Origin of the sequence: Aeromicrobium sp. (assembly GCF_047606445.1) — a bacterium.
GTDB lineage: Bacteria > Actinomycetota > Actinomycetes > Propionibacteriales > Nocardioidaceae > Aeromicrobium.
In genome coordinates this window covers 62,829-76,458 of sequence record NZ_JASGEK010000002.1, presented here as the reverse complement: position 1 = coordinate 76,458, position 13,630 = coordinate 62,829, and the positions used below count along the sequence as shown (strand labels likewise).

Sequence of the window (13,630 nt, the reverse complement as noted above, 5' to 3'; positions counted from 1 at the left end):
GGAGACATCTGCCATCAGTGGAACTCGAACAGGACGGTGCCGTCGGGGGGGTCGTCGATCGGGAGGGCGGACTTGTCGACGAGGGCGCGGATCGCGCGGACCTCGCGGCGCAGGCGGAGGGTGGCCGCGCCGATGGCGTACTCGGCGAACAGCCGCCGCACCTGGGAGTCGAGCGTCAGCGTGAGGCCCCGCGCGGACTGCTCGCGGGCGAAGCGCAGCAGGCCGTCGAGGTCGAGCTCGTCCCACACGGCGAAGCGCTCGGTCTCCGGCGTCTCGAACAGACCGGACGCGACCAGCGCGGGCGAGGTGTCGCGGACCGCTCCGGTCGGTCCGAGCAGGGCGCGCAACTTGCGCATCCACGGCACCGTCTCGTCGTGGGCGCGGTAGACCGACGACAGCAGGCCGCCGGTCCGCAGCACCCGCGCGTACTCGCCGAGCGCCGTGTTCGAGTCGTCGAGGGTCGGCGCGAGCACGACGTCGAACGACGAGCTGACGAAGGGCAGCCGCTCGCCCGCCGCGCGCACGTACAGCAGGTCATCACGCCGCGCGACCTGCGCGTCCTCGCCGACGACCACCACCTCGTGACCCCGGTCGGCCAGCGTGTAGGCCAACGGGCCGTCGCCCAGATGCAGCACGCGGGCGTCCGTGCGGCCGACCAGCCAGTCGGCGACGCGCTCGTCCGTGGGGTCCGTCATCTGCTCAGCGTAAACGTCCGCGCGCTCCACGCGGCTACGATGCGGGCGTGTCCGCGCCGCCTGATCCGTTCATCGCCGCCGCCTCGCTCGAAGGCGTCCCGTCGGCCTTCGCCTCGACCCGCGACGGCGTCGACTCGCTGCTGCGCGACCGCGGCCTGCGCCGCACGACGCCGGAGGACACCGCCCGGGCGCTGCTGCTCGGCGCGGCGGCCAGCGCGAGCCTCGACGGCGGCGAGGTGACGCCCGACGAACTGGCCGACGGCGGCGGCGACGCCGCCGCGCGCGGGGCACTGCGCTTGTCCGGCCGACTGCTCGGCCTGCTGCCGGAGTGGCGGCGCTCCCCCGTGCAGGCCATCGCCCGCATGCACGCGCTCGCCGCGTCCGGGTCGGTCGCCGACGCCGAGCTGGGCCGCCCGGTCAAGCCCGAGGGCGTGGCCCGGCTGCGCGAGCTCGCCCGGCTCCTCGCCCTGCCGACCGAGGCCCCCGGCATGGTCGTCGCGGCGCTCGTCCACGCCGAGATCGCCGCCGCAGGGGCCTTCGCCTCGCACAACGGCGTGGTCGCCCGCGCGGCCGAGCGCCTGGTCTTCCTCGACAAGGGCGTCGATCCCGCCTCGGTGACCGTGCCGGAGGTCGGCCACGCCGCGATCCCCCAGGCGTACCGCGGCGCCCTCGACGGCTACGCGCGCGGCGACGCCGTCGGCGTCCACCAGTGGCTGCTCCACGCCGCGGAGGCGTACGCGCGCGGCGCCGAGGCCTCCCCCGTCGCGCGCGGCTGAGCGGGACACGCAAAGGGGCGGCGCCACCCGTAGGGGTGACGCCGCCGGGGTCCAGCTCGCTCGGCTACCAAGCGTGCACTTCGTCGTCATCGTCGTCCGGGTCCGCGATCTCCGAGATCGTGCGGATCGCCCGAAGCGACTGCCCTGTGGGACGGGTGATCGCCGCGTGGGTACCGAGCTGCTGGGCCGTCTGTGAAGTTGTGAACTGACTCCAGAGTGCCCTACGTGAGGCGCATCACACAAGGGGTTCGCCGAAGAATTTTCCCGGCAGCGGATCAGGCGCGGGCGAGCGCGCGACGCCGCAGCGTGTACAGCGTCGCCACGCCGGCGCCGGCGAGCGCGCCGGTGAGGGCCGCGCCGAGCAGCGCCTGGCCGGTGCGGGTGCGCAGGCTCAGCCGCGAGGTCAGCTCGACCGGACGGCGGAACTCCAGGACCGGCCAGCCCCGCTCGTCGGCGATCTTACGCAGGCCCTTGTCGGGGTTGACCACGAACGGATGGCCGACCGCCTCCAGCATCGGCACGTCGGTGACCGAGTCGGAGTAGGCGTAGCTCTGACCGAGGTCGTAGCCGCGCTCGGCGGCCAGCTCGACCATCGCCTCGGCCTTGTGCGGGCCGTAGGCGTACCGCTCGATCTCGCCGGTGTAACGGCCGTCCTCGATCTCCAGCGTCGTCGCGATCACGACGTCGGCGCCAAGCAGCACGCCGATCGGCTCGACGACCTCCGAGCCGGAGGCCGACACGATCACGACGTCCTGCCCGCTGGCCCGGTGCCGCTCGATCAGCTCGACCGCCTCGTCGTAGACCAGCGGGTCGATGATCGAGTGCAACGTCTCGGCGACCGCCTGGCGCACCGTGGCGACGTCCCACCCGGTGACCATGCGGGTCAGATAGGCGCGCATGCGCTCCAACTGGTCGTGGTCCGCGCCGCTGACGGCGAACATGAACTGGGCGTAGGCGCTGCGCAGCACCGCCCGACGGCTCAACAGCCCCTCGTCGAAGAACGGTCGGCTGAAGGCGAGGGTGCTCGACCTGGCGATGATGGTCTTGTCGAGGTCGAAGAACGCGGCTCCGCGCCCGCCTGACGGCTGATCCATGGACTCAGCATAGGCGCCGACCGGGGTGCGCCCGGTTATCCACAGGCGGTCGGCGACCTGTCGTCACACTGTCCACAGGCGCGGAAATAGGCCTGGACTCCTCCGACCCACGGCGCGAGGGTCGGGGCATGAACACCTCCACCATCGTCATCGCCGCCACCGACTCCCTCGTCCGCGAGGCCGCCGAACGCTGGATCGCCGCGCTCGGCGCGCACACCGAGACCGCCGGCTCGCCCGCCGCCGCCCGGCGGCACTGGGGCGAGGCCTCCGCCGTCGTCCTCGACCGGGCCATGGCCCGACAGCTGGTCGAGACCGGCGCGCCCCGCCGCCCGCACGTCCTGCTCGTCGACGACCGCGCCGACGAGGACGTCTGGCGGACCGCCGTCGAAGTGGGGGCGGCCACCGTGTGCCGTCCCGACGAGTCCGGGCGCGAGGAGGCGCTCGAACGGCTCGCCGTCGCGCTCGACGGGCGGGGCGAGGCCTGTGTGGTCGCCGTGGTCGGCGCGGTCGGTGGCGTAGGCGCCTCCACGCTCGCCGCGGGGCTGGCCGCCACCGGGGCGCGGCGGGGCTGGCGCGCGCTGCTGGCCGACCTCGACCCCTTCGGCGGGGCCGATCTGCTGCTGGGCGCCGAACAGGCGGCCGGGTCGCGGTGGGACACCCTCGACGTCGGCGGCGGACGGCTCCCCGCCGGGGCGCTGCTCGACGTGCTCCCGCGCCACGAGGGGGTCCACTTCCTCACCCGCTCGCGGGAGTCGTCGGCGCCGCCGCCCGACCCCGGCGACGTGCTCGCCGCAGCCCGTCGGGCGGTCGACCTGGTCGTGCTCGACGTGCCCCGCCATCCGGCCGCCCTGTCGGTCGTGAGCCGGGCCGAGCTGACCGTCGCCGTCGTGCCGGAGGACGTCCGGGGCGTCGCGGCGGCCCGGCACCTGCTCGACGCGGTCCAGGCGGTCGCCGGGACGGTGGTGGTCGTGACCCGGGCCGTGCCCGGAGGCCTGGGACGCGCGGCCGTCGCCTCGGCGGTGCCCGCGCCGGTCGTCGGACGGCTGCGGCGACGGCGCCCGCTCGCCCGCGACGTCGCGGCGGGCCGGGGTCCGGGCCGCGACCGGGGCCTCACGAAGACCGCCGACGCGGTGCTCGGCCTCGTCGGATTGGAGGCCGCGTCATGAGCGCCGCGCCGCCGGATCTGGTCGAACGGGTGCGCCGCCGGCTCGCGGCGGAGGCCTGCGACCCCACCGCCGACCACGTCGCCCGGGCGCTGCGCGCCGAACCCGGCGTGTTCGGCCCCGACACCGTGCTGGCCGTCGTCGACCAGGTGCGGCGCGACACGGCGGGCGCGGGACCGCTCGACCCGCTGCTGGCCCTCGACGGCGTCACCGACGTGCTGGTCAACGGGCCGCGCGCCGTCCACATCGACCGGGGGCGGGGTTTGGAGGAGGTGCCCTCGGTGCGTTTCGCCGACGACGCCGAGGTGCGCCGTCTGGCCCAACGTCTCGCCGCCCTCGCCGGACGTCGGCTCGACGACGCGAGCCCCTGGGTCGACGCGCGACTGCCCGACGGCACGCGCCTGCACGCGGTGCTCGCCCCCATCGCCCACCCCGGCACCACCATCAGCCTGCGGGTGCCCGCCCGGCGCACCTTCAGCCTCGACGACCTCGTCGCGGCCGGGGCGTTGACGCCGGACGCCGCCGCCGTGCTCCGGCAGGTCGTCGAAGCCCGCCTCGCCTTCATGGTCTCCGGCGGCACGGGCACCGGCAAGACCACGCTGCTGTCGGCGCTGCTGGCCGAGGTCGACCGGGCCGAGCGGTTGGTGGTCGTCGAGGACGCCGCCGAGCTGCGTCCCGAGCACCCGCACCTCGTGGCGTTGGAGGCGCGGCCGGCCAACGTCGAGGGGCACGGCCGGGTGGCGCTGTCCGATCTCGTCCGGCAGGCCTTGCGCATGCGGCCGGATCGCGTGGTCGTCGGCGAGGTGCGCGGCACGGAGGTGGTCGACCTGCTCGCCGCGCTCAACACCGGCCACGAGGGCGGCTGCGGCACGATCCACGCCAACTCCGCCGCCGACGTCCCGGCCCGCTTCGAGGCGCTGGCACTGTCGGCGGGGCTGCCGCGCGCCGCCACGCACGCGCAGCTCGCGGCGGGCCTCGACGCCGTGGTCCATCTGCGCCGCGACCGCGACGGACGGCGGCGCGTCGACCATGTCGGCGTGTTCGAGCCGACGCCTGAGGGCATCGTCGCCTGCCGTCCGGCGCTGACCTTCGGAGCCGAGACGCGGCCCGGCCCCGGCCACGACCGATGGCGCGCGGTGATGGAGCGGGGTGGGGCCTCGTGATCGCGCTGCCTTTCGCCGCCGAGCTCGCGGCGCTGTCGGCCGGCGGCCTGGTCGCACTGCGGTGGAGCGACCCGGCGTGGACGCTGGGCCACCGCCTCGACACCCCGCCGCCGGTCCGCTGGCCCCGCGCGCTCGCAGTCGTCGTGGCGGTGCTGCTCGCCGGGAGGCTCGCCGCTCTCCTCGACGGGCTGGCGATGGTCGTCGTCGCGCTGACGCTGGCCGGGGTGGTCGCCTTCGCGCTGGCCCAGGCCCGACGGTCCCGGGCGCGGCGGCGGGCGGCGGGCGCGCACGAGCAGGTGGCCGAGGCCGTCGACGTGATCGCCGCCGAGCTGCGCGCCGGCATCGTGCCGCACCGCGCACTGGTGTCGGCAGCGGCCGACCTCCCCGTCGTGGCGCTGCCCGCGCAGGTCGCGGCGATGGGCGGCGACGTGGCCGCGGCCTTGCGGCACGCCGCCGACGAGCCGGGCTGCGGCGGGCTGCGCACCGTCGCGGCGGCGTGGCAGGTCAGCGAGACCTGCGGCGCGCCGCTGTCGGCGGTGCTCGACCGGGTCGCCCGGTCGCACCGTTTCGAGACCGACCTGCGCGACGAGGTGCGGTCGGCGGTCGAGCCCGCGCGCGCCACCGGACGACTGCTCGCCGTGCTGCCGTTGATCGGTTTGTTGCTCGGCTCGGCCATGGGCGCCGATCCGATCCATGTCGTCACCCAGACGCTCCCCGGCGCGTTGTGCCTCGCGCTCGGCGCGGCGCTGGCGTGTCTCGGCGTGCGGTGGATCGAGTCGACCGCGACCCGGGCGGAGGCGCTATGACCACGCTCGCCGCGCTCTTCGCCGCGCTCGCCGCAGCCTGTGCTCTGCCGCCGGGGGCCGACCGCCGGGCACGACGCCTGTTCGGTCCGCCCCGGGTCCGTCGGGAGCTCGACCACGGCGTCGTCGCCGCAGGCGGACTGCTCGTCGTCGCGACGATGGTCACTGGCTGGCCGTGGGGCACGCTCGTCGCCGGACTGGCCGCGCCGGTGGTCCGCGAGCGGGTCAACCGGCGACGGCAGGCCCCGGTCTCGGGCCCCGGATCGGAGGTGTCGACCGCGCTCGACCTCGTCGCGGCAGCCCTGGAGGCAGGCCGCCCTCCCTCAGCGGCGGTCGCCGCCGCAGCGGCAGCGCTGGGCGGCAGCGTAGGGGCCGAGCTCGACCGCATGGCCGCCCGGCTGCTGACCGCCGCCGACCCGCAGACCGTCTGGCAGGACATGGCCGAGCACCCCGAACTGGCGCCGCTCGGCCGGGCCATCGTGCGCGCAGGACGCTCCGGCGCGGCCCCGGCGGGCGTGGTCGCCCAGGTCGCCGACGACCTGCGCCGCCAACGTCAGGCCGAACTGACCCGCCGCAGCCGTTCCAGCGGCGTGTCCACCGCCGCCCCGCTCGGCCTGTGCTTCCTGCCCGCCTTCTTCCTCGTCGGCGTGCTCCCCACCCTCTTCGGCCTGATCGGGGACGCCTTGGGCTTGTGAGGCGCGAGCGGGGACGCAGAATGATGGATTGCGGTAGCCATGGCTGCCGCAATCCATCTTCCTATGTCCTCCGGCAGGCGAAGAGCCGAGTTATCCACAGAAATCGTCGCAGCGCTCGTTTTCCTCGTCACACTGTCCACAGGCGGGAAATCAACCGTCAAACCAACGGCTCGAGAACACATCTTCTGAGTGTCCAACACCGAGAAGAAAGGTCTCATCATGAGCCGCATCACCACCCACCGCAAGGACGAGCGGGGCATGTCCACCTCCGAGTACGCCGTCGGCACCGTCGGCGCGTGCTCCATCGGCGGGGTGCTCGTCCAGATCGCGCAGAGCGACTGGTTCAACGACCTGCTCCAGGGCTTCTTCGAGCAGATCCCCGACCTGCTCCCGTTCTGAGCCGACCGTCGTGCACGGGTGGGCGGGGCGCTCTCCGCAGCGCCCCGCCCACCGGACAAGGAGAACATCATGAGAAGACTCATCACCGCGGCCTCGGACCGAGACGAGCAGGGCATGTCCACCTCCGAGTACGCCTTCGGCACGATCGGCGCCTGCTCCATCGGCGGACTGATCTACTGGCTGACCCAGGACGGCTTCTTCCTGGACATGCTCCGCAACCTGTTCCTCCAGTTCCATGGCGTCTGGCCGCGTCAAGGACTGAGGATCCTATGAAGCGCCCGCACCGCGACGAGGACGGCATGGCCACCGCCGAACTCGCCGTGGTCGCACCCTTCGGCGTGACCCTGCTGGTGCTGGCCCTGTGGCTGGTCTCGCTCGGCTACCACCAGATCCGGCTCACCGACGCCGCCCGCGAGGCCGCCCGGGTCGTCGCTCGAGGCGACGACCCGGGCGCCGCCGAGCAGTTGGCGCGCGAACTCTCACCCGACGGCGCGGAGGTCGAGATCGACCAGGAGGGCGGTCTGGTCACGGTCACGGTGTCGGCGCGCTCCAGCCTGCCCGGCGACTGGTTCGACGGAGCCCTGGGCCGCGACCTGGAGTCGTCGGCGGTGGCGGCCGTGGAGTCGCCATGAGGACGCGGAAAGAGCGCGGCTCGGCCTCGGTGCTCGCGCTCGCCGCGGCGGGCGTCGTGCTGGTCCTCGTCGTCGCGATCCTGGAGGCGGCGGCCGCCTACCGTGCCCGGCACACCGCCGCGAGCGCGGCCGATCTCGCCGCGCTCGCGGCGTCGCGGGCCGTCGAGTCGGGGCAGGACGGCTGCGCCGCCGCCGAGGACGTCGCCCGCCGCAACGGCGCCGACGTCGTCGACTGCCGACTCGACGCCGCCGTCGCCACCGTCCGCACGGAAGTCCACAGCGACCGGTGGTGGGGCGGCGGGTGGAGCGTCGAGCAGAAAGCCCGGGCCGCGCCCACGAGCTATCTCGAGGAGGGGTCGTGAGCCTCGCGCAGCACCGCGTCGAGCAGCCGCACCGCGCCGGCCTTGCGCAGTGGCTCGTTGCCGTTGCCGCATTTGGGCGACTGCACGCAGCCGGGGCAACCGCCGACGCACGGGCACGCGGCGATGGTGTCGCGGGTGAACCGCAGCCAGGAGGCGGCCTGCTCGTAGCCGCGCTCGGCGAAGCCCGCTCCCCCGGCGTGGGCGTCGTGGACGAACACCGTCAGCAGGCCGGTGTCGGCGTGCCGCACGGTCGACAGGCCGCCGAGGTCCCAGCGGTCGCAGGTCGCCAGCAGCGGCAGCAGCCCGATGGCGGCGTGTTCGGCGGCGTGCGCCGCGCCGGGCGACTCCAACGGGTCGAGGATCTCCTCGGCCGTCTGGTCGGCGAGCGTCCACCAGACGGCGGTGGTGCGCAAGGTGCGCGGCGAAAGGTCGAGCGGCTCGTCGCCCAACAGCTGGCCACCGACGGTCGACCGTTTGAGGAAGGAGGTCACCTGGCTCGTCACGTCGACCGTGCCGAAGCACAGGGTCGACACCCCCCAGTCCTGTTCGCGCGCCACCTCGACGACGTCGAGCTGCGTGGTCGACCGCGCCTGCGTGCTCCATCCGGGGTCGTCGCGCCGCACCACCGCGAGGTGGTCGTCGGGGGCGTACTCCTCCACCACGTACCGGGCGCCCTGATGCACGTAGACCGCGCCCTCGTGCACGATGCCGTCGGCGGCCTCGGCGTTCGCCGTGCCGACGAGGCGGCCGGTCTCCCCGTCGACGATCTGCACCGGCAGGCCGCCGCCCCCGCGCAGATCGGCCAGGTCGCTCGCCCGCTCCCGGCGGGTCCAATACCAGCCGCCGGGCCGCGCGCGCAGCCATCCGGCGGCGGTCAACGCCTCCACTCCGTCGCGGGCACGGGGTCCGAACCGTGTCAGGTCGGCCTCGGTCAGCGGGGCCTCCTGGGCCGCCGCCGCCAGGTGCGGGCCGAGCACGTGCGGGTTGTCGGCGTCGAAGACCGTGGCCTCCAGCGAGGCGTCGAAGACCGCCTCCGGGTGGTGCACGAGATAGGTGTCGATCGGGTCGGTCCGGGCGATGAGCACCCCCAGCGACTCCTGGCCGTCGCGCCCGGCTCGCCCCCACTGCTGGAACAGCGAGGCGCGGGTGCCCGGGTAGCCGACCGTCACGATGGCGTCGAGGCCCGACACGTCGATGCCCATCTCCAGCGCCGACGTCGAGGTGAGGCCGAGCAGGTCGCCCGAGCGCAGCCGCCGCTCCAACGCCCGCCGCTCCTCGGGCAGGTAGCCGCCCCGGTAGGTCGCGACCCGCCCCGTCAGCTCCGGGTCGACGAGGTCGAGCTTGCGCTGGACGCGGGCGGTCACCTGCTCGGCGGCGTGGCGCGAGCGGACGAAGCAGAGCGTCCGCACCCCGCCCCCGGCGAGGTCGGCGAGCAGATCGGCCGCCTCCTCGTTGGCCGGACGGCGCGCCGACGACTCCGACTCCTCGCCCTCGACCAACGGCGGCTCCCACAGGGCGACCGCGCGCTCGCCGCGCGGCGAGGCGTCCTCGGTCACCGCGACCGTCGGCAGGCCGGTCAGCCGCTCGCCGAAGGCCGCCGGGTCGGCAATGGTCGCCGACGAGCACACGACGACCGGCGCGGCCCCGGCCTGCTCGCAGAGCCGCAGCAGCCGCCGCAGCACCAGGGCGACATGCGCACCGAAGACGCCCCGGTAGTGGTGGCACTCGTCGACCACGATGAGCCGCAGCCCGCGCAGCAGCCGAGTCCAGCGCTGGTGCCCCGGCAGAATCACGTGGTGCAAGGTGTCGGGGTTGGTGAGCACCCAGGCGGCGTGCTCGCGCGCCCACTGCCGTTCCTCGGGACTGTTGTCGCCGTCGACCGTCGCCGCGCGGACTCCGGGGTCCAGCTCGCGGACCCGGCGCAACTGGTCGGCGGCCAGCGCCTTGGTCGGCGCGAGGTAGAGCACCGAGGGCATGCGGTGGCCGCGCAGCGCGTCGCCGTCACGCCCCGCGTCGAGGGCGGTGAGCGCGGGCGCCTGGAAGGTCAACGACTTGCCCGACGCGGTGCCCGTCGCGACGACCACGTGCCGTCCGGCCCGGATGTGGTCGAGCGCCTCGCGCTGATGCGCCCACAGGTGCGTGGCTCCCGTCGCCGCGAACGCCGCGCGCACTGCGTCCGGCGTCCAGTCCGGCCAGGACTCGACGACCGCGTCCCGAGCGGGCAGTCGTTCCAGGTGGGTCACCCGGTCCTCATGGCGCAGAGCGAGATCGACGAGACGCACCCGAGGAGTTTCCCATGCTCTCGACCACGTGACATGCCAGAATGGCGCGGAACAGAGGGAGCGTCATGGAACTCACGGTCGAGACCCGGTCGAAGCCGCCTTTTCACATCATCGAGGTCGGCGGCGAGATCGACGTGTACACCGCGCCGCGGCTGCGCGAGGCCGTCGTCGAGGCCATCGACGCCGGCCAACGGCGTCTGCTGATCGACATCGAACGGGTCGAGTTCCTCGACTCCACCGGCCTCGGCGTGCTGGTCGGCGCCCTCAAACGGGTACGGGCCGACGACGGCACCCTCGACATCGTATGCACACATGAGCGCATCTTGAAGATCTTCCAGATCACCGGGCTCGACAAGGTCTTCGGCCTCCACACGAGCGTCGAGGCGGCCGTCGGCGCCGATGGTTGAGCCCCGCGCGGCCCTCCCCGTCGAGACCCCGCCGGACACGGTCGTCGCCACGCTCGCCGACACCCTGCGCGCCGCCCAGTTCACCGCCGACGCCGTGGTCGGGCTCCTCGGCCTGCCCGCGCACGCCGCCCTCGGACGCAATGAGACGACCCCCGCCGTCCGGGCCACGGCCGACGGCTCGCCGCTGGCGACGCTGATCCGCCTCTTCACCCTGCAGCGCTCCGTCTCCCGCGAGGCCGCCGACCGGGCGCTCCCCGGCCTCGTCGACCCGCTCGCCCGTGCGGGCCTGCTCGCGACGTCGGCCGACGAGGTCCGCGCGCTCGTCGACGTGCGCCCCTACGGCGACGAGGACCACGACTGGTTCGTCGTGTGCGACCCGACGCCGGGACTCGACGCCCGTCCCGTCGAGGTCGGCCCCGAGCACGTGCTCGGGATCAGCGAGGCGTCGTCGTCGCTGGCCCGGCTGGTGGCCCGTCGCCCCGTCGGCCGCGCGCTCGACCTCGGCGCCGGCTGCGGCGTGCAGGCCTTGCACCTGGCCCAGCACAGCGGCGAGGTCGTCGCGACCGACGTGAACGAGCGCGCGCTCGCCATGGCCCGGCTCACCGCCCGGCTGAACGGCCTCGACGTCGACGTGCGCGCGGGCAGCCTCTACGAGCCGGTCGTGGGCGAGCGCTTCGACCTGATCGCCTCGAATCCCCCGTTCGTGGTGTCCCCGCCCGACGGCGAGCGGCTAGTCTACCGCGAGACGGGCTTCGACGGCGACGACGTGGTACGACGGCTGGTCGCCGGCGCCGCCGACCACCTGACCGAGGACGGCCTGTGCCAACTGCTGGCGTCCTGGGTCCATCCGACGGACGTCGACTGGCGGGAGCGGCTGGCCTCCTGGATCGCGCCGACCGGCCTCGACGCCTGGGTGGTCGAGCGCGAAGAGCTGGACCTGCCCGCCTACGCCGAGATGTGGTTGGCCGACTCGGGCCGTCGCGGCCGCCCCGGCTACACCGAGGCCTACGACCGCTGGCTGTCGTGGTTCGACGAGCAGAAGATCGCAGCGATGGGCTTCGGCTGGATCACGCTGCGCCGGGCCGAGCGCGACACCCCGTCGGTGCGGATCGAGTCATACCCCGGACCCGTGTCCGGACCGGTCGGCGACGACGTGCTGGCCTGGACCCGCGCCGCCGACGCGCTCGCCGCCACCCCCGACCCGCTCGCCCACGCCTGGCACGCCCGTCCCGACCTCGTGCAGGTCACCGCCGGGCCGGTGGGCGCCGGCGACCCCGCCTCCATCCGGGCGCGCGTCCCCCACGGCGTCCAGCGCGAGCGAACCCTCGACACCGTCGAGGCCGGCCTGCTGTCGGCCAGCGACGGCGACCTGACCGCCGGCCAGATCCTCGACGCCCTCGCCCACCTGCTCGACCTCGACGCGACCGACGTCCGCGCCCACTACACCCCGGCCGTCACCCGCCTCGTCACCGACGGCTTCCTGCTCTCCTGACGGGGGATGCAGTAGCCCGCCAACGCGTGTCGATAGGGTCTTCCTCGGGGACGCACAGGAAGTTGAACACATGTCTTTGGACACGGTCGGCACATGGGCAACGATCGTCGGCACGTTAGTCGCTCTGGGCAGCGTTGCCGCTGCCGTCATCGGCAAGACCTACAGCCGTGGCGTCGGCATCGGCTTATTCTCCCTCCTGCCCGCAGCCTCGCTAGCGCTCGGCTTGGTCCTGTCCTTCTGGCCGTGGTGGTACCGCGAGCACGTCGGCAACGTCCCGTGGACGATTACGGAATTCAGTAGCGGGCAGAACATGCTGGTCTACGGGTCGGCCATCGTCGGCATGGTGGCCGCACTGTTCTATGCGCTGCGGCGGGGACTCACCAACGAACTCTGGCGCTATATTCTCGCCGGATTAGTGATCGTGGCGTTGACCACCGGCCTCGCGGCCGCCGTCAGCCTGACCCAGAGGCCCGGCGACGTCCACGCCGAGCCGCTCGACTGCCACGACTCGCCCGTCGAGTCCGAGGTCGTCTGCGTCAACGGCACCCTCGACGGAGGTTGGACCTACGACACAGGCAGCAGCGGGACCTTCAAATGGGGGCCAGACGAATATAACCCCTCGGGCGGGTACTACAGCATCAGCTTCGATAACGCCGAACACGAATGCATGGACGCACATGCCCGCGTGTCACAGTCCGGCTTCACGCCAACGAGGAAAACCACCTGGAGCGTAGAAGACAGCACGCTCACCGACAATCCAGAGACCGACGAGGACGAGTCGCTGGTGGAGCGCGCATTCGCCACTGAGAGCGAAGACGGTCACCCGTTGATCTTCGCGGCCGGCCGCTACAACTGGACCGCTGAGAGCGTACGTGTGGACCATGACGACGAGAAATCCTATGACCGCGTGCGCATCTTCCACGTCGTTCTCGACGAGGATGTCACCGCGACCACGACACTGTTGGTTGTGGTCAACGAAGCCGACTGCTCGAAAGACCGTGAGGCAGAGCGTCTGGCTCTGCCTACTGAACTGCTGGAGAACATCCAGGTGACTGAGTCCGACACGGTCATGTCGGAACTGATCCGGGTGAACGGGGACCGCAAGGACGGCGAGGAGACCGTCGAACCGACCTTCAAGGCTACCGATCTGTCCGTCCCGATGGGCGAGAAAGTCGTCCCTCTTTGGAACGGCGGAGATTTCTCCGAATACGACATGGAACTGTATGCCTTGGTCACAGTGGGAGCGAAACGGTGGGACTGGCCCTATCGCGCCCACATCAACGTCTTTGACTGGTCCGAGTACGGCGACGACGCCACCCTCCTCGGAAAGCACATCGGGAACGGTTGGCATTTCGTAGAGGCCACCAAAGAAGACCCTGCCTACTATGCAGCCCTCTTCAAAGGCCCCGACAACGAGTTGGCCCGCGTAAGTTTCAGCCTCAGCGACTACGAGGGCGTCCCCCTCGGGGACATCCCGAACGCGGAAGAGGAGCAAAAGAGCATCGACCAACTGCTCGACGGCATCCGCATGTTCGGGGAAAAGCCTGTGTCTCCATCCTCCTAGCGGTTCTGCCGCTGGTGGATGCCTCCCCCTCCGTCTGGCTGCGCAGGCGATTTTCGCCTCCGTTGACCGGACGCGCTACCGTGTGGCCGCTGGGCGTCGCGCC

The 13,630-nt window shown here is 73.1% G+C and carries 15 protein-coding genes; 12 read left to right on the top strand and 3 right to left on the bottom strand.

Translation table 11 applies throughout. The features are described from left to right. Nucleotides 1-14: 14 nt before the first annotated feature. Nucleotides 15-695 (bottom strand): class I SAM-dependent methyltransferase, encoded by a 681-nt coding sequence (locus QM621_RS00575; RefSeq protein ID WP_414988397.1) that lies wholly within the window; start codon nucleotides 693-695, stop codon nucleotides 15-17. A gap of 47 nt (nucleotides 696-742) precedes the next feature. Between QM621_RS00575 and QM621_RS00570 the strand changes: the two genes are divergently transcribed. Beyond that, nucleotides 743-1,471, top strand: coding sequence for an oxidoreductase (locus QM621_RS00570; protein ID WP_414988396.1), 729 nt, complete (start codon nucleotides 743-745; stop codon nucleotides 1,469-1,471). Between the two features lie 275 nt (nucleotides 1,472-1,746). Here QM621_RS00570 and QM621_RS00565 read toward each other — a convergent pair whose 3' ends face one another. Continuing rightward, nucleotides 1,747-2,565 carry an HAD family hydrolase gene (locus tag QM621_RS00565; protein ID WP_414988395.1) on the bottom strand — a complete coding sequence of 273 codons (819 nt, stop codon included), beginning with the start codon at nucleotides 2,563-2,565 and terminating at the stop codon, nucleotides 1,747-1,749. Nucleotides 2,566-2,693: 128 nt separating this feature from the next. On the opposite strand from QM621_RS00565, the gene ssd reads away from it, so the two are divergent. From ssd to QM621_RS00525, 8 genes are all read left to right on the top strand, one after another. After that, nucleotides 2,694-3,731: a septum site-determining protein Ssd gene (gene ssd, locus QM621_RS00560; protein ID WP_414988394.1), complete on the top strand. Its 1,038-nt coding sequence runs from the start codon at nucleotides 2,694-2,696 to the stop codon at nucleotides 3,729-3,731. Beyond that, a complete protein-coding gene (locus QM621_RS00555; RefSeq protein ID WP_414988393.1) occupies nucleotides 3,728-4,891 on the top strand; it encodes a TadA family conjugal transfer-associated ATPase in 1,164 nt (387 codons plus the stop codon). Before ssd ends, QM621_RS00555 begins: the two co-directional genes overlap by 4 nt. Next, on the top strand, nucleotides 4,888-5,697 hold the full coding sequence (locus tag QM621_RS00550; RefSeq protein ID WP_414988392.1) for a type II secretion system F family protein: 810 nt from the start codon (nucleotides 4,888-4,890) through the stop codon (nucleotides 5,695-5,697). Before QM621_RS00555 ends, QM621_RS00550 begins: the two co-directional genes overlap by 4 nt. Further along, nucleotides 5,694-6,389, top strand: coding sequence for a type II secretion system F family protein (locus QM621_RS00545; protein WP_414988391.1), 696 nt, complete (start codon nucleotides 5,694-5,696; stop codon nucleotides 6,387-6,389). The genes QM621_RS00550 and QM621_RS00545 overlap by 4 nt, the downstream gene beginning before the upstream one ends. Nucleotides 6,390-6,608: 219 nt before the next feature. Continuing rightward, on the top strand, nucleotides 6,609-6,788 hold the full coding sequence (locus QM621_RS00540; protein WP_414988390.1) for a DUF4244 domain-containing protein: 180 nt from the start codon (nucleotides 6,609-6,611) through the stop codon (nucleotides 6,786-6,788). Nucleotides 6,789-6,857: 69 nt separating this feature from the next. Further along, nucleotides 6,858-7,061 carry a DUF4244 domain-containing protein gene (locus QM621_RS00535; protein ID WP_414988389.1) on the top strand — a complete coding sequence of 68 codons (204 nt, stop codon included), beginning with the start codon at nucleotides 6,858-6,860 and terminating at the stop codon, nucleotides 7,059-7,061. Further along, nucleotides 7,058-7,420: a TadE family type IV pilus minor pilin gene (locus QM621_RS00530; protein WP_414988388.1), complete on the top strand. Its 363-nt coding sequence runs from the start codon at nucleotides 7,058-7,060 to the stop codon at nucleotides 7,418-7,420. Before QM621_RS00535 ends, QM621_RS00530 begins: the two co-directional genes overlap by 4 nt. Further along, nucleotides 7,417-7,782 (top strand): Rv3654c family TadE-like protein, encoded by a 366-nt coding sequence (locus QM621_RS00525; RefSeq protein ID WP_414988387.1) that lies wholly within the window; start codon nucleotides 7,417-7,419, stop codon nucleotides 7,780-7,782. Before QM621_RS00530 ends, QM621_RS00525 begins: the two co-directional genes overlap by 4 nt. Here QM621_RS00525 and QM621_RS00520 read toward each other — a convergent pair. After that, a complete protein-coding gene (locus QM621_RS00520) occupies nucleotides 7,761-10,064 on the bottom strand; it encodes a DEAD/DEAH box helicase (protein WP_414988386.1) in 2,304 nt (767 codons plus the stop codon). The two genes, QM621_RS00525 and QM621_RS00520, sit on opposite strands and share 22 nt — an antisense overlap. 65 nt (nucleotides 10,065-10,129) lie before the next feature. Here QM621_RS00520 and QM621_RS00515 point away from each other — a divergent pair, with 65 nt between their 5' ends. The 3 genes from QM621_RS00515 (at nucleotide 10,130) to QM621_RS00505 (ending at nucleotide 13,527) form a co-directional block, all read left to right on the top strand. Then, nucleotides 10,130-10,471: an STAS domain-containing protein gene (locus QM621_RS00515; RefSeq protein WP_414988385.1), complete on the top strand. Its 342-nt coding sequence runs from the start codon at nucleotides 10,130-10,132 to the stop codon at nucleotides 10,469-10,471. Next, nucleotides 10,464-11,963 (top strand): methyltransferase, encoded by a 1,500-nt coding sequence (locus QM621_RS00510; protein WP_414988384.1) that lies wholly within the window; start codon nucleotides 10,464-10,466, stop codon nucleotides 11,961-11,963. Before QM621_RS00515 ends, QM621_RS00510 begins: the two co-directional genes overlap by 8 nt. Nucleotides 11,964-12,033: 70 nt before the next feature. Beyond that, nucleotides 12,034-13,527: a hypothetical protein gene (locus QM621_RS00505; protein WP_414988383.1), complete on the top strand. Its 1,494-nt coding sequence runs from the start codon at nucleotides 12,034-12,036 to the stop codon at nucleotides 13,525-13,527. The last annotated feature ends 103 nt before the right edge of the window (nucleotides 13,528-13,630 follow it).